Raw genomic sequence first — 16782 nt, 5'->3', positions numbered from 1 at the left:
GACGAAGGCGCCGCGGTCCGGACCGGCCTCGTCGCCGCCCCGGCGCTGCGCGGCGCCGAAAGTACCTGGATACGACAAGGAAACCATCCAGGTCTCCCATGGCTCAACTCATCGCCGACCTCTTGAGCCATTGGCCCAGTGAGCGGCCTCCCCGATGGTCCATCGGGAGACCAACGGACCACCGGGCCCGCGGCTGCGGATGACGTATCGCGGGCCTATCGAAAATCGCATACGCCGCTGCAACGGCCCTCCGCCTTCCATGGGGGCATGAACCACGACGCATCCCTGCCGGCACCGCCCGGCCGCACGCGCAGGATCGTGCTCCTCGGTCTGGCCGTCCTCGGCCTGGCGAGCGCCCTGTTCGTCCTGCGGGGGCCGCTCATGATGCCCGCTCCGCGCTGCATGGCCGGGCGGTGGCACGGCTGCTTCGACACGTTCAACGGTGTGGTGCTCATGACGCTGGTCACGCTGCCCCTGGCCGTGCTGATGGCGTGGGCTCTGGCGTACCGTCGCCGTGCCGCCGGTGTCGCATCGGCGTGGTGCATGTCGCTGGCCGAGGTGGGCATGGTCCACGGGACGGTGCCGTTCCTGTGGCTGACCTTGATGCCGGGCTCCGCGCCCGGCATCGCGCCCGCCCGGGTGAGCCTCGTACCGCTGCGGGACCTGGTCGTGATGGGGCCGCTCGGGATCGTCGGCAACCTGCTGGTCTTCGCGTCGCTGGGGTTCTTCACCCCGATGCGCTTCGCGGCCCTGGCGTCCGTGCCGCGGATCCTGGCGCTCGGGGCGGGCTGCTCGATCCTGGTCGAAACCGCGCAGTCCGTCCTGCGGCTCGACCGGGTGTCCTCCGTGGACGACGTACTGATCAACGCCACCGGCGCCGTGCTGGCCGGACTGGCGTCGCGCCGCTGGTGGCGCGCTACGGCGGAGGCGACGCCGTCGGACCGGCCGCGGCATGTGCTGACACCGGCAGGCTGAGGCACGTGTCCGGCGCGTGCGGGCGTCCTCTCAGACGTCCCTGCTGACGCCCACGTTCCTGCTCACGCCCACGTCCCTGCTCACGCCCCACGCCCACACCCCTGAGCGCGGCCCGCATACGCCGGCGATATGTCGTGCTGCTTAGGCTTCGCGCATGCGCGTACTGATCGTGGAGGACGAGCCCTACCTGGCCGAGGCCGTCCGTGACGGCCTGCGCCTGGAGGCGATCGCCGCCGACATCGCCGGCGACGGCGACTCCGCTCTGGAACTGCTCGGCGTCCACTCGTACGACCTCGCGGTCCTCGACCGCGACATCCCCGGCCCCTCCGGCGACGAGGTCGCCCGGCGCATCGTCGCCTCCGGCAGCGGCATCCCGATCCTCATGCTCACCGCTGCCGACCGGATCGACGACAAGGCGTCCGGGTTCGGGCTCGGCGCCGACGACTACCTCACCAAGCCGTTCGAGCTGCGGGAGCTCGTCCTGCGGCTGAGGGCCCTCGACCGACGACGCGCGTACGCCCGCCCCCCGGTCCGCGAGATCGGTGGCCTGCGGCTCGACCCCTTCCGCCGGGAGGTCTTCCGCGACGGACGTCACGTCGCCCTCACCCGCAAACAGTTCGCCGTCCTCGACGTCCTGGTCGCCGCCGAGGGCGGGGTGGTCAGCGCCGAAGAGCTCCTCGAACGAGCCTGGGACGCGAACGCCGACCCCCTGACCAACGCCGTGCGCATCACCGTCTCCGCACTGCGCAAACGGCTCGGCGAACCATGGGTCATCGCCACGGTGGCCGGCGTCGGCTACCGGATCGACACCACCGGTACGGACGGCAACGCCCCCAGCACGGCGCATGCCGACACGACCGGCCCCGGCCGTACGCATGCCTAGACGCCGGGGGCTCAGCGTCCGACTGAAACTCACCCTCAGCTACGCCGGGTTCCTCGCCGTCGCCGGTGCTCTCCTGCTGGCCGTGGTGTGGGGGTTCCTGCTGCGCTACGTGCCCGACAACGCCCAGGGCCTTCTCGGGATCTCGCCCAACCGCTACCTCCTCGTGCGCACCTTCTTCCCCGCCGCGGCCGTGGCGATGGCCTTCCTGCTCGTGTTCGGCCTCGTCGGAGGATGGCTCCTCGCCGGGCGGATGCTCGCGCCCCTCAACCGCATCACGGACGCGGCGCGCACGGCCGGGAACGGGTCGCTGTCCCATCGGATCCGCATGGAGGGACGTCAGGACGAGTTCCGCGAACTCTCCGACGCGTTCGACTCGATGCTCCGGCAACTCGAGTCCCACGTCGCCGAGCAGCGGAGGTTCGCCGCGAACGCCTCCCACGAGCTGCGCACCCCGCTGGCGATCTCACGGACGCTCCTCGACGTCGCCCGCAAGGACCCCACGCGGGACCGGGACGAACTCATCGAACGTCTGCACACCGTCAATACGCGGGCGATCGACCTCACCGAGGCCCTCCTGCTGCTCAGCCGCGGCGACCGAGGGAACTTCGCACGCGAGAGCGTCGACCTCTCCCTCGTCGCCGAGGAAGTCGCCGAAACACTGCTCCCCCTCGCCGAACAGCGCCGCATCACGCTCGACGTCACCGGCGGGGCGGCCGTGACCGGCGGCTCCAGGGAGCTCCTGCTGCGGATGGTGACGAACCTCGTCCAGAACGCCGTCGTCCACAACCTCCCCGCCGACGGCACCGTGGCGGTCCACACCGAGGCACACGGTGACACGAGCGTGCTGCGGGTCGAGAACACGGGCCGACCGCTCCCACCGGAACTGGTGCCGACCCTCACCGAACCCTTCCAGCGCGGTACGGAACGCGTACGCACCGACGAGCACGCGGGCGTCGGCCTCGGTCTGGCCATCGTGCACAGCGTCGTCCGCGCCCACGGCGGGACCCTCGACCTCCTTCCCCGCCCCGCCGGTGGTCTGCTCGTCACGGTCCGGCTTCCCTGCGCGCCGTAGGCCTGCTCGTGGAGTGACGAGGGGGCGGACACCCGACTCAGGGTGATCTCCTGCCGTCCTGGCCGAGCGAAGCCGACGGCGCCGATCGAAGCCGACGGCGCCGATCGTCTCGGCCGGAAAGCCCTTAGAGTGCGGTTGTGTCGTCGTACAGCATTGGTCAGGCCGCTCGACTGCTCGGAGTGAGTTCCGAGACCGTTCGCCGGTGGGCGGACGGCGGTCGTCTGCGCGTGGACCGGGACGGCTCGGGCAACCGGGTGGTCGACGGAGCGGGGCTGGCGCGCTTCGCCCAGGAACGGGGAGCCGGCCTGCACGCGGTGCCCGAGGACGACGTGCCGACCTCGGTACGCAACTCGTTCGTCGGGATCGTCACCGCGGTACACGTCGACGACGTGGCCGCGCAGGTGGAGATCCAGGCGGGCCCGCACCGCCTCGTGTCCCTCGTGACACGCGAAGCCGTCGAGGAGCTCGCGCTCGACGTCGGCGTCACCGTCACCGCCCGCGTGAAGTCGACCAGCGTCCACATCGACCTCGCCTGAGCCTGGATCGACCTCGCCTGAGCCTGGATCGACCCCGTCTGAACCTGGATCGACCCCGCCCGACCCTGGCCGGCCCTCAGCGGCACAGCAACGCGGCCCGCAGATCCAGCCGATGGTCCAAACGGGACAGATCCCGCCCGGTGAGGCTCTCGATGCGCTCGATCCGGTAGTGGACCGTGTTCACGTGCAGGTGCAGGGCCTCGGAGGTCCTCGCCCAGGAGCAGTTCTCCCGCAGGAAGACCTCCAGCGTCTCCAACAGCACGGCATGCGAGGCCCGGTCGTCCTGCAGGAGCGGGCCCAGGACGGTGTCGCGGTAGACGGTGCGGACGTCGGTGGGGATGCCCGCCAGGAGCGTTTCCAGTCCGCGCAGGTCCTCCAGGCCCGCCACGAGCGCAGCCGCCGGCGCCGTCGTACGGGCCGCCGCGAGCGCATAGCGGGCCTGCGTCAGGGCCCGGCCCAGGTCGGCCGGAGCGCCGACCGGCCCGCCGACCCCGGCGTGCAGAGCCGCCTTCGGGCGGCAGGCGTGCAGCAGCGGCCACACCTCGCCCAGCACCGCCCGCACGTCCGGCTCCCCGCCGTCCTCGTGCGCCAGGACCGCCATCGCCTCACCGCCCGGCCGCTCGGCGACGGCGAACACGGCCGACGGCAGATGACTCAACGCCTCCGTGAGCGCGGCCACCCCGTCCGTCCGCTCGCCCGCCGGTTCCAGGGACGCCACCACCACGGTGTAGGGCCCGGTGGCGGGCAGCGCGCACGAACCCAGCGCGTTCTCCACGCCGTTGACCTCGCCGTACGCCGCGCCGACAAGCGCCATGAGCTCCTCGTAGGCCTGCCTGCGCTCCTTCCGGCGCCGGTCCAGACGACGGCGGTGCCTGCCCAGGAGCTCGGCTATCTCGTGCAGCACCCGCGGTGGCACCTCGTTGCCCTCCGGCAGGTGCAGATGCCAGGCGTCGAACGCGGTGTCGTCGGCGTCGACGCGGACCGTCATGCCGCGCGTACCCCGCAGCGCCTCCGCGGCCCGCCGCGCCGGCAGTTCACCCGCCGCGCTGGTGCGGGCGAGGGTACGGCCGCTGCCGGTCAGCAAGTAGCAGGCGGGCGTCCCCAGATGAGCGAACGCGCGCTCCAGCAGAACACCGGCCGACGCCCCGCCCTCCAGGACGCGGTCGAGGTCGACGCGTACGTTCTCCGGCAGGGCGTGGTGGTCCGTGGGGCGGCGGCTCAGCTCGCCCCACTGCCGCACGTACACCGCTTCGGTGATCGCCCGGAAACTCGTATGGGCCGGCACCGCGACCAGCGCGATCCGGTGCTCCCGGCAGGCATCCGCCAGCTCCACGGGCACCTCCCCGTGGGTCTCCTCCCCCGCCAGCAGGGCCACCGCACCGGCGTCCCGCAGCGCCGACACGAAGCGGTCGGTCTTCGCCGGGTCGCCGTCCCGGGTCCACCACACCAGCCCGCTCAGGACGACCTCCCCCGGCTGAAGGAACCGGGCCGGGTCCTCCAGATCGGTCGCCGTCACACCACCGATCTCCTGACCGAGCAGCACCTCGTCACCCCAGACGAGGGAGAGGTCGAGACGGTCCAGGCGGAGAAGATGATCGACCTGCATGCGGAACTCCTAGGGCACTCACGGGACGCGCCCGCATCTCATATTCACGAGGCAAATTCGAGTCCGACCATCGTAGATGCCAAGAGATGTCTGCAAAATGCCTCTTGTTCGATCGGCCAGAGCGCGGTACGCAGCGCTGGAGGATCTCGGCATTGCCCCCGCATCGGACGTCGAGGTGGCGGGCGCGCGGCGCGTCGCGACCTCCCGCCGGTGGGCTCCCGAGGGCGCGTTCGTCCCTTCCTCCAAGCCACCTCTCATTCGCCATGGAGACTCGCACGGGCTTGTTGCAGATGAGACCCTCATCGACCTACGGTGTGGCACATGCAGTCCTACACGATCGGTCAGGCCGCTCGTCTGCTGGGCGTGAGCCCGGATACGGCGCGGCGCTGGGCGGACGCGGGAAGGATCGCGACCCACCGCGACGAGAGCGGTCGGCGCCTGATCGACGGCAAGTCGCTGGCCGTCTTCTCCGCGGAGATCGCGCAGGGCGGCAGTGGCGACGACGACGCGTCGTACACCTCGGTCCGGAACGCGTTCCCCGGCATCGTCACCGCGATCAAGCTCGGTGACGTCGCGGCCCAGGTCACGATCCAGGCCGGTCCGCATCGTCTCGTCTCGCTCCTCACCCGGGAGGCCGTGGAGGAGCTGGGTCTCGAAGTCGGCATGCAGGCCACCGCCCGCGTGAAGTCGACCAGCGTGCACATCGACCGCACCTGAACCCCTCACGCAGTACCGGCAGTACCGGGTGACATCGGCCGTCGGCGCGGCCCGTCACCCCCCGCTATGCATCTCCCTCACGTCCCAAGGAGTTCGGACCCTCATGTCTCTCGCCCTCACCGCCACCAGACGCCGCACCGCCGCCGCTGTCCTGACCACGGCCCTCCTCGTCCCGCTCGCCGCCTGCGGCAACGACGAGCCCAAGAAGAACACCGGCGGCTCCACGGCCTCCGGCGCACCCAGCGGCGCGCCCGCCGCCCAGCTGACCGTCCTCGCCGCCGCCTCACTCACCGACGTCTTCAAGACGGCCGGTGCCGCATACGAGAAGTCCCACCCCGGCACGAAGATCACCTTCTCCTTCGCCGGCTCCCAGGAACTCGTCGCACAGGTCGCGCAGGGCTCGCCCGCCGACGCCCTGGTCACCGCCGACACCAAGAGCATGGACAAGGTCAAGGCCGACACCGGCACCCCGGTCGTCATCGCCAAGAACCGGCTCGTCATCGCCACCGGCGAGGGCAACCCGTTCAAGGTCGACGAGCTCAAGGACCTCGCCGACACCAAGCTCAAGGTCGTCCTCGCCGCCCCCGAGGTCCCGGCCGGCAAGTACAGCAAGAAGATCCTCGACGCCCAGAAGATCACCGTGAAGGCGGTCTCCCAGGAGCCCAACGTCCGCGCCGTCCTCAGCAAGGTCGAGCTCGGCGAAGCCGACGCCGGGCTCGTCTACAAGACCGACGCGGAGAGCGCCAAGGACAAGGTCGACGCCGTCGAGATCCCCGACGACCAGAACGCCGTCGCCCAGTACCCGGCCGCCACGATCAAGGACTCCAAGAACGCCGAGGCCGCAGCCGCCTTCGTCACCTGGCTCTCCTCGCCCGAGGCGCAGAAGATCCTCCAGGACGCCGGCTTCCAGAAGCCGTAACCTCCTCAGATCACGAGGGGCTGCCCGGATCGGGGGACCGGGCAGCCCCTTGTTCCTCCTACGCCTTCAGGACATTCGATGAAACGATCAGGCGTCCGCACACCCGGAGCCCGTACACCCGGAGCCCGCACGCCCGTCGCTCTGGCCGTACCGGCGCTCCTGGCCGTGGCGTTCCTGACGCTTCCTCTGATCGGCATCCTCGTGCGGACGGAGTGGGCCGAACTCGCCGACCACCTCACCTCTCCCGGGACGATCGAGGCGTTGCGGCTCTCTCTCGTCGTGTCGTTCTGGGCGCTGGGACTGTCACTGGTGCTCGGCGTCCCGCTCGCCTGGCTGCTGGCCCGGGTGTCCTTCCCCGGCAAGGCGCTCGTCCGTTCCCTCGTGCTGCTGCCCATGGTGCTGCCGCCCACCGTCGGCGGTGTGGCGCTGCTCCTCGCCTTCGGCCGGCGCGGACTGCTCGGCCCCTGGTTCGAAGACACCTTCGGCATCACCTTCCCGTTCCACACCTCCGGAGCGGTCATCGCGGCCACGTTCGTGGCCATGCCCTTCCTGGTCATCAGCCTCGAAGGGGCGCTCGGCGGACTGCGGCCGCGCTACGAGGAGACCGCGGCCTCGCTCGGCGCCTCGCCGGTACGGGTCTTCTTCACCGTCACGCTGCCCATGGTCGCCCCCGGTCTCATCGCGGGCGCGGCCCTCACCTGGGCACGGGCACTCGGCGAGTTCGGCGCCACGATCACCTTCGCCGGCAACCTCCCCGGCACCACCCAGACCCTCCCCCTCCAGGTCTACCTCCTGCTCCAGGACGAACCGGAAGCCGCCACCTCCGTCTCCCTCCTGCTGCTCGCCATCGCCATGGGTGTACTGATCGCCCTGCGCGGCCGCTGGACGGGAACCCCTTCGGACCGCCGTACGCGCCCCGCCCCGGCAGTCGGACCCGAGGATCCCGCGCCGGTCCCGCAGGCGCCCCCCGTGTCCAAGTCCGTGTCCGTGTCGGTCTCCGAGAAGTCCGGGGAGTCCCGAGAGGCCCGGGAGGCCGGAGCGTCCGGGGAGTCCCAGGAGTCCGAGCAGGGCGCCGAACGCTGGGCCCTCCACGCCGAGGTCACCGGTTTCACCCACCTCACCCTCGACGCCGAGCCCGGCACCACCATCGCCGTCGTCGGCCCCAACGGCGCCGGAAAGACCACCCTCCTGCGCGCCCTCCTCGGCCTCACTCCCCGCGCCCACGCCGCACTCCGGCTCGGTGACACCGACGTCACCGCCCTGCCCCCGCACCGACGGCATGTCGCCTGGGTCCCCCAGGACGGCGCGCTGTTCCCGCACATGAGCGCGCTGGCCAACACCGCGTACGGCCTCCGGGCCCAAGGAGTACGTCGAGCCGAGGCCCGCCGCGAGGCACGATCCTGGCTCGACCGGCTCGGCGTCGGCCACCTCGCCCACCGCCGGCCCACGCAGCTCTCCGGCGGCCAGGCCCAACGCGTCGCCCTGGCCCGCGCCCTGGCCGCACGCCCCCGGCTCCTCGTCCTCGACGAACCGCTCGCGGCCCTCGACCAGACCACCCGCGCCCACGTCCGCCACACCCTGCGCACCCACCTCGCCGGCTTCCCCGGCGTCTGCCTCATCGTCACCCACGACCCGGTCGAAGCCGTCTCCCTCGCCACTCGCGTCCTCGTCCTCGACGAAGGCCGCGCCCTCCAGGACGCCCCACCCGTGGAGGTCACCCGGCACCCACGCTCTCCCTGGGTCGCCCGCATGCTGGGCCGCAACGCCTGGCCCGGCATCGCCTCCGCCGAGGGGCTCGCCCTCGACGGAGGCGGCACTCTGGTCGCGGCCGACCCACCGCCGCCCGGCACCCCGGCGCTCGCGATCGTCGCGCCCGAGGCGGTCTCGCTCCACCGCGAGAAACCGACCGGCAGCCCCCGCAACGTCTGGCCCGGCACCGTACGCGAGATCACCGCGAGCGGCAGCCGGCTCCGGGTCCTGATCACCTCCGAGCAGGCCCCCGACCTCGTCGCCGAGATCACCCCGCAGGCGGCCACCGAACTCGGCCTCGCCGACGGGGTGTCCGTCTGGACCAGCCTCAAGGCGACCGAGGCGACGATCGTCCCCCTCTGACCAGCCCCGGGCGCCGACGGTGGCGGGAGAACCCCTGACCACGGGACCCCGAACTCCGCTCCCCTCACCCCTGATCCAGGCACCGCCGCGCCCTACGCCCCCGGGAGCAGCAGCGGTGCGAGGTCGCCGTCGGTCCAGCCCGGACCGATCGCGGCCAGCGCGTCGCCCACGGCCGCACCGCCCAGGAACGCCGCGCGATGACCTTCGACGATCCTTGCGTCGCCCCCGGTCCACGAGACGGGCACCACCCGGGTGAGTCCGGGAGCCGGTCGCACCCGCCCTCGTACGGGCATCCGGGGAAGCGCTCCGGGAGCGCGTCCTGACAGGCCCGCGAGGAGGGGACCGAGGAGGGTACGGGCGGCGACGAGGGCCGCGTACGGATTGCCCGGCAGTCCCACCACCCAGCGGCCGGTGGGGAGTTCGGCGAGGAGCATCGGGTGTCCGGGTCGGCAGGCGACCGTGTCGACCGGCATGCGGGCTCCGGTGTCGGCGAGCAGCCTCCGCAGCCGGTCGGTGACCCCGACCGAGGTGGAACCGGTGACGACGACGACGTCCACGTCGCGGAGGCCCTCGACCTCTTCGGCCAATCGGCCCGCGGGGCGGTCCGGCACGTGCCGCAACGCGGTGTCGTCACCGCCGAGTTGGCGGACCAGACCGGGCAGCAACGGGCCGAGCGCGTCACGTACCCGCCCTGCTGCGGGAACGCCCGCGTGGTCCAGCTCGTCGCCCGTGACGAGCACGCCGACGCGGGGCCGGGGGCGCACCACCAGTGCGTCGTGGCCCGCGGCCGCGGCCAGCCCGACGAGCGCCGGGCCGACCCGGCTTCCCGCCGGGACCAGACGGTCCCCCGCTTCGGCGTCCTCGCCCGCCCTCCGGATGTGACGGCCGGCGGTTCGGACGTCTCCCGACACCCGGCGGCCGGAGACCGATGCCGACTCCAGGGGCAGCACGGCGTGCGCCCCCGGTGGGACACACGCACCGGTGGAGATCTCCACGCAGTCGCCCGGGCCTAGTTCGCCGGGCCACTGCGCCCCCGCCCGGACGGCCCCCCGGACGGTCCCGCATGACGCGGGAGATCACGCATGACGCGGGAGACGAGGGGCGTTCTGGAGCGATCCGGAGCGATCGGGAACGGGTCAGGCGGAGGCGAGGGAGATCTCGGTCGACTTGATCAGCGCGACGACGGAGGTACCGGCTGCCAGGCCGAGGTCCTCGACGGCGTCCTTGGTGATCGCGGCGGTCAGCTCGCCGCCCTCGACGGAGACCTTCACCGAGCCCATGGCTCCACCGGTGGCCACCTCGGTGACGGATCCCGCGAGCTGGTTGCGGATGGAGATGCCCTCCACGGGGCCGGTCGCGAGCGCGACCTCGGTGGACTTCACGAGCGCCTTGACGGCGGAACCCTCGGCCAGTCCCAGGTCCTTGACGGCGTCGGCGGTGATCGCGGCGGTGATGTCCTGCCCGCCGGCCAGGCGCACCTTCACCGAGGCCATGGCCTCACCCGCGGTGACGGACGTGACGGTGCCGGGGAGCTGGTTACGAATGGACAGGGTCATGGAAACACGCCTCGCAAAGCCGGAAACGGAATATTCGTCACTTCTGTGACCTGCGTCATGGCCGACCGTACCGGAACGGAAATGGCGTCACGCGACTCGCGTGGCATTCACCAGCCGAACGGGCGCAATCTCCTCGCGTATTCCATGAGGGCCGGAAGTCGCCTGCCCGGCGGCGCGATCAAGCTCCCGACCTGGGGCTTGAGATCTGAAGCGTGGCCGTCCGCGCACTCTCGAACAGAGCTGCCAGACACGGCAGATGAGCAGTTCCGCTCATGCATCAGGCGCAATTGCAGCGCCTCTTCCTGAGTTGAGACCCAGGTGCGCCGACGTGAACCCTCCAGAAGTCGGATGATTCACCGTAGCCACTACGGCCGTCGCGGACTGTTTCTGTGCGCGGATCCAGTCGTCCCGCTCGGGTGGCGCTTGATTCACTGAGTTTCACCGGCCCGGGCGGAGGAGTGGCTCTCGCCGTCAGGGACAACCGGTCAGGAGGGTCCTGCGCGCCGTTCGCGGTGTTCGGCGCGCAGGGAGCCCTCGCGGTAGATGGTCTGCCATATGCGAACTCTTCGACGCGTTCTTGCAACACATGCCATCCAGAACTCCTGGACCGGCTCGAATGCGAGGAGCGCGTGATGGCAGTCGTGGTCATGGGGAGGCATACGGTGGCGGGAGTTCCGGTCGGCGTCGGCAAGGCACTGACCGAAGCGGGTCTGACCATCGGATCCATCGCCCCGGACGGCGATGCGGAGCCCACCGACCTGAGCGGCGTCGAGGGCCTGATCGTCCTCGCCACGCCTCGGTCCCCGGCCACCGCCGAGCACACCCTCCTCCGCGAAGCCCTGGCGGCAGAGGGCCAGGCCGCCGCCTACGACAAGCGGCTGTCACCCGGATGCGACTGCGGCCGGGGGGCCGGGCGCTGGACCTCGGGTGCGGTACCGGGCGGGTCATGCCGGCGCTGCGGGCGCAGGTCGGGCCGACGGGCCGGGTGATGGGCATCGACGTCACGCCGGCCATGCCGGCTTCCGCCGCCCGGCAAGTACGAGGACGCCGCCGGCCACTTCCTCGCCCGGGCCGTACCCCGTGGATGATCGACGTGTACGACCGTCCCCGACTGTCGGTACCTCCAATTCGCGGCACCACATTTGCATAGTGATCTAGGCGATTGACCAAGCATTCGCCAAGTAATTGTGAGGGCAGGCCAGCATCTGCAAGATTGGGCGAGCGACTGGCGGAGGTGCGGTGACAGTGGCTGGGCGATGACCCACGACGTCCCCGTCCCCTCCCCTCCTCCGCTGCTCCTGCTCACGAGGCGAGGTTTGGCACATGAAGGCACGTACGCGCGACGGCAGCGCCGGTGATGTCGACTACGGCACGATCGGATCCGGCTACTCGGCCTACCGCAGGCCGGACGAGCGCATCGCCCAGTTCGTCGCGGAGTCCCTGGGTGGAGCCCGCACCGTGCTCAACGTCGGAGCGGGGTCCGGATCGTACGAGAACGTCGCCGACGCGGTGACGGCCGTCGAACCGTCCGCGTCGATGCGGGCCCGGCGGCCGCCTCGTCTCACCCGGGCCGTCGACGCCGTCGCCGAGGATCTGCCGTTCGCCGACGGCGAGTTCGACGCCGCGATGACGCTGTTCAGCGTGCACCAGTGGAGTGACGTGGCCGCCGGCCTCCGGGAGATGCGCCGGGTGACCCGCGGCCCCGTCGTCGTCCTCACCTGCGACCCCGCGTCGGTACGGGACTTCTGGCTGTACGAGTACGCGCCCGGGGTCCTCGACACGGAGGCCCGCCGCTACCCTCCCGTCGACGAGATCGCGGCCGCCCTGGGCGGAACGGGCACCGTCGAAGCCGTACCGATCCCGCTCGACTGCACCGACGGCTTCAACGAGGCGTACTACGGACGCCCCGAGATGCTCCTCGACCCGGCCGCCCGCCAGGCCTGCTCCGCCTGGAGCTTCGTCGACGACGGCGTCCGCGAGCGCTTCGACCGCACACTGCGCCACGATCTGGCCTCCGGGACGTGGGACGAGCGTTTCGGTGCCCTCCGCGTCCAGCCGGCGTACGAGGGCTCGCTCGTCATCGTGCGGTCCACTCCCTGACCGGGCGAGCTTCTCCGCACTCAGTGGTGAGCCCCGGCCAGCACCGGATAGTCGGTGTATCCGGCTTCGCCGCCCGTGTACATGAGGCCGTGGTCCCGGACCGGATTGAGCGGCGCGTCGACGCGCAGCCGTTCGACGAGGTCGGGGTTGGCGAGGAACGACCGGCCGAGCGCTATCAGGTCGGCTCCGGCGGCCAGCAGCCGCTCGCCCGCGTGCCTGCCGCCGTCGGCGGGCAGCGGACCTCCCCAGCCCAGCACCGGATTGGCGATCAGCGTGCCCGGCCAGGACTTTCGGATGTGCTGGAAGAGAGGCTGGTCCGGGTCGGCGAAGACGACGTGCAGATAGGCGAGACCGGCGTCCGCCAGGGCGTCGACCAGCGCGGGGTAGATCTCGTCGGTGTCGCCCTCGTCGATGCCGTTGACCGTGAGTCCGGGGGCGATGCGCAGGCCGACCCGCTCGGGACCGATCGCGTCGGCGACGGCCTGGACCACCTCGACCACGAAACGGATGCGGCCGGCCACCGAGCCGCCGTAGGCGTCGGTGCGGTGGTTGGTGTTTCCCGCCATGAACTGGTGGAGGAGGTAGCCGTTGGCGGCGTGCACCTCCACTCCGGCGAATCCCGCGTCGACGGCGTTGCGGGCGGCGGAGGCGAAGTCGGCCACCGTGGAGCGGATCTCCTCGACGCTCAACTCACGGGGCACCACGGCGTCCTGGTGTCCGCTCGGAGTGTGGATCGTGTCCGGGAGCGGCACGGGCGAGGGCGCGACCGGCGTCAGGCCGCTGTTGTCGGGGTGACCGATCCGGCCGCCGTGCTGCAACTGCAGGAACATCCGGCCGCCCGCGGCGCGCACCTCGTCGGTGACGCGCCGCCATCCCGCCACGTGCGCCTCGTTGTAGATGGCGGGAATGTGCGGATAGGTCAGGCCCACCGCGTTCGGGGTGGAGGCTTCGGCGATGATCAGCCCCGCCGAAGCGCGCTGCGCGTAGTAGGTGGCCATGATCGGCTCCGGAACGCCGTCGGCCGCGGCACGGTTGCGGGTCATCGGTGCCATCACCAGGCGATTGGGCAGGTGCAGGGCGCCGAGACGGGTGGGCTCGAACAGGCGGGAGATCACTGGGGAGTTCGTCATGCCGATACGGTAGAAGTTGACATCAGTGTCAGGTTCAAGTCCTGAGTCGGCATGCGAGGTGGAACGTGCGAATCGGTGAACTGGCCCGCCGCAGTGGGGTGAGCGAGCGCTCGCTGCGCTACTACGAGACGCAGGGGCTGCTGAGGGCCGAGCGTACCCCGGGTGGCCAACGGCAGTACGGCGAGTGGGCGGTCGACCGGGTCATCCGCGTCCAGGCGCTCTACGCGGCGGGGCTGAACAGCAAGAAGATCGCGCAGCTGCTCCCCTGCATGCGCGACACGGACGGCGCCCCGAGCGAGACCGCGACACCACAGCTGGTCGACGAACTCGCCGCGGAACGAGACCGCATCAATCGAATGATCACTGATCTGGTCCGCTCCCGCGACGTCCTGGACGAGGTCATCGCCACGGCAGGGGTCGGCCTGGGTACCGCCGTGGCTCAGTCCCACCAGAGCGACCGTCGCAGCGAGCGGACCGTACCGGCGCCGGCGGCCACCGGGTCCTGGACCGTATCGCTGCGGTAGCCCTGCGGTCACCCGTGCCGCTCCAGGCGCTGTACGGCGACGGCGGCCTGTTCGGCGGCTCGGCGGGCTTCCCGTAGGGAGCGCTCCGCGGTCGTCGCCGCCTTGCCGGCCGTCGTGGCGGCAGCCGCGGTCTCCCGTTCGGCCTGCCGGGCCTCCCGCAGGTCCGTCTGCAGGGTGCGGACCCGGTCGGCCGCTTCACCGGCCGTCTCCCCTGCGGCCCGCCGCGCCTCCCGCGCCTCGGCGAGCTCCCGCTCCCGCCGGACGACTTCGGCTTCGGCCTGCTCGGCCGCCGTACGCGCGCGTTCGAGGTCACGTAGCCGTCGCGCGTCGCTCTCGCCGCGGCCGGGCTTCTGCTTCGGCGCCGGCGGCTCGGGGGGAGGGGGCGCGGTCCGGCGCGGGGGCGTCGCCTCCGGAGCCACCTCCGCGAATCCGACCGCGGCTTCGGGCACCTTCACGAGCCGGCCCTGCGACCACTGCCCGGCGATCTCCTCGTCGGCGAGAACGCCGTGGAGGGTCTGCTCGATCTCGTGCAGCACCGTGTCGCTCAGGGGCTGCCCGGCCTCTCCGGCCAGGGCCGCGGCCGTACGGGCGAGAGCGGCGATCAACTGCTGCCGCTGTCTGCTCGCCGTCCGCAGCCGCTCGGCGTCCAGCGTCCGGTGGGCCTCCCGCAGCGCCTCCCCGAGGAGCAGGAACTGCTGTGCCTCCTCCTCTCGCCGACGGGCCAGCAGGTTCGCCGCCCACGCGGCGAGCGAAGGGCGCCGCAGCGCGGCGATCGCCTTCGCCGCCTTCGCGTCCTTCGCCTCGCGCGCCCGGGCGACGTACGCGTCCCGCCGGGAGACGAACTCGGCCGGCCTCAGCCCGTACAGCTCCTCGGCGACTTCCTCGACATCCACGCCGCCCACTCTGCGCCGCCCGCCCCCCGCCGGCACGCTCCCGCTCGCCGTCTCCGCCGGATGCCCGGTCCGATCACCCGCTCGGGTCGGGGCGGCTGCCCGACGGGCCGGAACGGCTGCCGCGGCCGTGCCGGATCGTCAGGTCGGTGGCGGGGCCCTCCTCTACGGTCACGGTCGGCCTTCAACTCTCCAGGGGCCGGGTGGCCGGGCCCTGGAGGACACTGCCGTCGGCTGCGAAGCGGGAGCCGTGGCAGGGGCATTCCCATGTCTGCTCGGCCTCGTCGAAGCCCAGCTCGCAGCCCATGTGGGTGCAGCGCCGGACGGTCCGCAGGCCCGCCGCGTAGTGGCGCGCCACCGTGGCCTGCTGCCGTACGACCCCGGGCACCTCGCGTACCGGCAGCAGGCGGCGCGGGTCGACGAGTTCCGTCCAGGCCGGGCGCGGCGCGCCGGTCACGTGCGCGGCCAGCAGCGGGCCGGCGGCGACGCCGTTGCTGAGACCCCATCCGCCGAAGCCGGTGGCGAGGTGGACGTGCTGGGTGTCGGGGTGTTCGTGGCCGATGCAGGGCAGCCCGTCGGGCGTGTGGACGTCCTGGGCCGCCCATCGGTGAACCTCCGGTGCCTCGGCGAAGCCCGGCAGGTGCCCGTGCGCCCAGGCCTCCAGACGGTCGTACCGCTCGTTCACGCCCCCGCTCCCCGGCTCGAACACCTCGCCCGCGACGATCAGGAGCCGTCGCCCCTCGCCCAGCGGGGCGGTGCGCACGGACCGGGTGCCTTCGTCGAACGTCAGATACATGCCGTACGGGGCGTGGCGCTCCGCCACGGACGCGGCGACGACGAGTTCGCGCCGCACCGAGAGCCGCACCAGCAGGCTGCTGTGGCAGCGGAGCGGGAAGTGGGTGGCGAGGACGACGTCCCGGGCATGGACCGTTCCGCCGCCCTCCACCGTGAGACGGCATTCGGCGCCCTCGTGGAGCTGGGTGACGCGGGTGCCCTCGTGGACACGGCCGCCGTGCGCGACGAAGTCGTCCGCCAGCGCGAGCAGGAAGCGTCGTGGATGGAACTGCAGCTGGTCCTCGACCCGGACGGCGGCCGCGACCGGGTACGGGAGGCCGGTCTCCGTCACGGTGGTCGCCCGCAGGCCCGCCTCCGCGGCGGCATCCGCCTCCTCGCGGATCTCCGCCACGGTCCCCTCGTCGACGGTGTACGTGAACGCCGGCCGGTGTTCGATCTCGACGTCGACGTCCAGTTCCGCGGAGACCCGCGCCACCTGGCGCAGGGCTTCCTCCTGGGCGTCGGCGTACAGGGCCGCGGCCGCCGCGCCCTGGCGGCGGCGCAGGCGGGCGTAGTGGAGGCCGTGCAGGGACGTCAGCTTGCCGGTGGTGTGCCCGGTCACCCCGGCCGCGATCCGGTCGGCCTCCAGCAGGACCACGTCGGCACCCGCGCGCACCAGCTCGCGGGCCGTGCACAGTCCGGCGATTCCGGCCCCCACCACGACGACGTCGGCGGCAAGATCACCGTCGAGGGCCGGGTGCGCGGCGCCGGGCGGCGCCGACGCCGTCCAGTAGGAGTTCCCGGATCCACGTCGCATGATCGCTCCCCTTCTGATTGCTCCTCTGCTGGTCGCTCCTCTTCTGATCGCTCCTCTGCTGGGCGGCTACCCGCTGCGGCCCGACGCACTCGGGCGACCCGGCGGGGGACCCGGCGGCGGAGCGTTCGGGCTGCCGGGGTCGCGTGACGGACACTGACGCCGGAAGAAGTA

At 72.0% G+C, this 16782-nt stretch carries 16 protein-coding genes and 1 pseudogene; 11 read left to right on the top strand and 6 right to left on the bottom strand.

The annotated features are described in order from the left end of the window. Positions 1–267 precede the first annotated feature (267 nt). The 4 genes from OG259_RS35390 (at position 268) to OG259_RS35375 (ending at position 3466) form a co-directional block, all read left to right on the top strand. Positions 268–975 (top strand): VanZ family protein, encoded by a 708-nt coding sequence (locus tag OG259_RS35390; protein WP_328945947.1) that lies wholly within the window; start codon positions 268–270, stop codon positions 973–975. A gap of 154 nt (positions 976–1129) precedes the next feature. Next, positions 1130–1858 (top strand): response regulator transcription factor, encoded by a 729-nt coding sequence (locus OG259_RS35385; RefSeq protein ID WP_328945946.1) that lies wholly within the window; start codon positions 1130–1132, stop codon positions 1856–1858. Continuing rightward, positions 1851–2930, top strand: a complete 1080-nt coding sequence (locus OG259_RS35380; RefSeq protein WP_328945945.1) for a sensor histidine kinase — start codon at positions 1851–1853, stop codon at positions 2928–2930. The genes OG259_RS35385 and OG259_RS35380 overlap by 8 nt, the downstream gene beginning before the upstream one ends. A 137-nt stretch (positions 2931–3067) precedes the next feature. After that, a complete protein-coding gene (locus tag OG259_RS35375) occupies positions 3068–3466 on the top strand; it encodes a TOBE domain-containing protein (RefSeq protein ID WP_328945944.1) in 399 nt (132 codons plus the stop codon). Between the two features lie 76 nt (positions 3467–3542). Here OG259_RS35375 and OG259_RS35370 read toward each other — a convergent pair whose 3' ends face one another. Beyond that, positions 3543–5072, bottom strand: a complete 1530-nt coding sequence (locus OG259_RS35370) for a PucR family transcriptional regulator (RefSeq protein WP_328945943.1) — start codon at positions 5070–5072, stop codon at positions 3543–3545. A 321-nt stretch (positions 5073–5393) separates the two neighbouring features. On the opposite strand from OG259_RS35370, the gene OG259_RS35365 reads away from it, so the two are divergent. The 3 genes from OG259_RS35365 (at position 5394) to OG259_RS35355 (ending at position 8820) form a co-directional block, all read left to right on the top strand. Then, positions 5394–5789 (top strand): TOBE domain-containing protein, encoded by a 396-nt coding sequence (locus OG259_RS35365; protein ID WP_328945942.1) that lies wholly within the window; start codon positions 5394–5396, stop codon positions 5787–5789. A gap of 103 nt (positions 5790–5892) precedes the next feature. Further along, positions 5893–6708: a molybdate ABC transporter substrate-binding protein gene (gene modA / locus OG259_RS35360; protein WP_328945941.1), complete on the top strand. Its 816-nt coding sequence runs from the start codon at positions 5893–5895 to the stop codon at positions 6706–6708. Positions 6709–6786: 78 nt separating this feature from the next. After that, entirely contained in the window at positions 6787–8820 is a 2034-nt protein-coding gene (locus OG259_RS35355) for an ABC transporter permease (protein ID WP_328945940.1), read from the top strand. Positions 8821–8912: 92 nt separating this feature from the next. Here the strand turns inward: OG259_RS35355 and OG259_RS35350 are convergent. Both OG259_RS35350 and OG259_RS35340 read right to left on the bottom strand, forming a co-directional pair. Further along, positions 8913–9848: pseudogene (locus tag OG259_RS35350) on the bottom strand (molybdopterin-binding protein); the annotation flags it as partial. A 108-nt stretch (positions 9849–9956) separates the two neighbouring features. Further along, positions 9957–10376: a TOBE domain-containing protein gene (locus OG259_RS35340; protein WP_328945939.1), complete on the bottom strand. Its 420-nt coding sequence runs from the start codon at positions 10374–10376 to the stop codon at positions 9957–9959. Between the two features lie 632 nt (positions 10377–11008). On the opposite strand from OG259_RS35340, the gene OG259_RS41845 reads away from it, so the two are divergent. The 3 genes from OG259_RS41845 to OG259_RS35330 all read left to right on the top strand — a co-directional run bounded on the left by OG259_RS41845 (position 11009) and on the right by OG259_RS35330 (position 12476). Next, positions 11009–11365 (top strand): hypothetical protein, encoded by a 357-nt coding sequence (locus tag OG259_RS41845; protein ID WP_443052165.1) that lies wholly within the window; start codon positions 11009–11011, stop codon positions 11363–11365. Further along, on the top strand, positions 11266–11526 hold the full coding sequence (locus OG259_RS41840; RefSeq protein ID WP_443052072.1) for a methyltransferase domain-containing protein: 261 nt from the start codon (positions 11266–11268) through the stop codon (positions 11524–11526). The genes OG259_RS41845 and OG259_RS41840 overlap by 100 nt, the downstream gene beginning before the upstream one ends. A gap of 173 nt (positions 11527–11699) precedes the next feature. Beyond that, positions 11700–12476 carry a class I SAM-dependent methyltransferase gene (locus OG259_RS35330; protein WP_328945938.1) on the top strand — a complete coding sequence of 259 codons (777 nt, stop codon included), beginning with the start codon at positions 11700–11702 and terminating at the stop codon, positions 12474–12476. A gap of 20 nt (positions 12477–12496) precedes the next feature. On the opposite strand, the gene OG259_RS35325 is transcribed toward OG259_RS35330, so the two are convergent. Further along, positions 12497–13606 (bottom strand): alkene reductase, encoded by a 1110-nt coding sequence (locus tag OG259_RS35325; RefSeq protein WP_328945937.1) that lies wholly within the window; start codon positions 13604–13606, stop codon positions 12497–12499. Positions 13607–13671: 65 nt separating this feature from the next. Between OG259_RS35325 and OG259_RS35320 the strand changes: the two genes are divergently transcribed. After that, positions 13672–14130 (top strand): MerR family transcriptional regulator, encoded by a 459-nt coding sequence (locus OG259_RS35320; protein ID WP_328945936.1) that lies wholly within the window; start codon positions 13672–13674, stop codon positions 14128–14130. 8 nt (positions 14131–14138) lie between these two features. On the opposite strand, the gene OG259_RS35315 is transcribed toward OG259_RS35320, so the two are convergent. Further along, positions 14139–15023, bottom strand: a complete 885-nt coding sequence (locus tag OG259_RS35315) for a hypothetical protein (RefSeq protein WP_328945935.1) — start codon at positions 15021–15023, stop codon at positions 14139–14141. A gap of 181 nt (positions 15024–15204) precedes the next feature. Then, positions 15205–16611, bottom strand: coding sequence for an FAD-dependent oxidoreductase (locus OG259_RS35310; protein WP_328945934.1), 1407 nt, complete (start codon positions 16609–16611; stop codon positions 15205–15207). Positions 16612–16782 lie beyond the last annotated feature (171 nt).

This window comes from Streptomyces sp. NBC_00250 (assembly GCF_036192275.1).
Classification (GTDB): domain Bacteria; phylum Actinomycetota; class Actinomycetes; order Streptomycetales; family Streptomycetaceae; genus Streptomyces.
The sequence above is the reverse complement of the archived record's forward strand: the minus strand, read 5'-3'. Positions and strand labels throughout refer to the sequence as shown.

Coding starts and splice junctions, on each gene's coding strand:
- OG259_RS35390 (WP_328945947.1), top strand. CDS start 268: ATGAACCACGACGCATCCCTGCCGGCACCGCCCGGCCGCACGCGCAGG.
- OG259_RS35385 (WP_328945946.1), top strand. CDS start 1,130: ATGCGCGTACTGATCGTGGAGGACGAGCCCTACCTGGCCGAGGCCGTC.
- OG259_RS35380 (WP_328945945.1), top strand. CDS start 1,851: ATGCCTAGACGCCGGGGGCTCAGCGTCCGACTGAAACTCACCCTCAGC.
- OG259_RS35370 (WP_328945943.1), bottom strand. CDS start 5,072: ATGCAGGTCGATCATCTTCTCCGCCTGGACCGTCTCGACCTCTCCCTC.
- OG259_RS35365 (WP_328945942.1), top strand. CDS start 5,394: ATGCAGTCCTACACGATCGGTCAGGCCGCTCGTCTGCTGGGCGTGAGC.
- modA (WP_328945941.1), top strand. CDS start 5,893: ATGTCTCTCGCCCTCACCGCCACCAGACGCCGCACCGCCGCCGCTGTC.
- OG259_RS35355 (WP_328945940.1), top strand. CDS start 6,787: ATGAAACGATCAGGCGTCCGCACACCCGGAGCCCGTACACCCGGAGCC.
- OG259_RS35340 (WP_328945939.1), bottom strand. CDS start 10,376: ATGACCCTGTCCATTCGTAACCAGCTCCCCGGCACCGTCACGTCCGTC.
- OG259_RS41845 (WP_443052165.1), top strand. CDS start 11,009: ATGGCAGTCGTGGTCATGGGGAGGCATACGGTGGCGGGAGTTCCGGTC.
- OG259_RS41840 (WP_443052072.1), top strand. CDS start 11,266: ATGCGACTGCGGCCGGGGGGCCGGGCGCTGGACCTCGGGTGCGGTACC.
- OG259_RS35330 (WP_328945938.1), top strand. CDS start 11,700: ATGAAGGCACGTACGCGCGACGGCAGCGCCGGTGATGTCGACTACGGC.
- OG259_RS35325 (WP_328945937.1), bottom strand. CDS start 13,606: ATGACGAACTCCCCAGTGATCTCCCGCCTGTTCGAGCCCACCCGTCTC.
- OG259_RS35310 (WP_328945934.1), bottom strand. CDS start 16,611: ATGCGACGTGGATCCGGGAACTCCTACTGGACGGCGTCGGCGCCGCCC.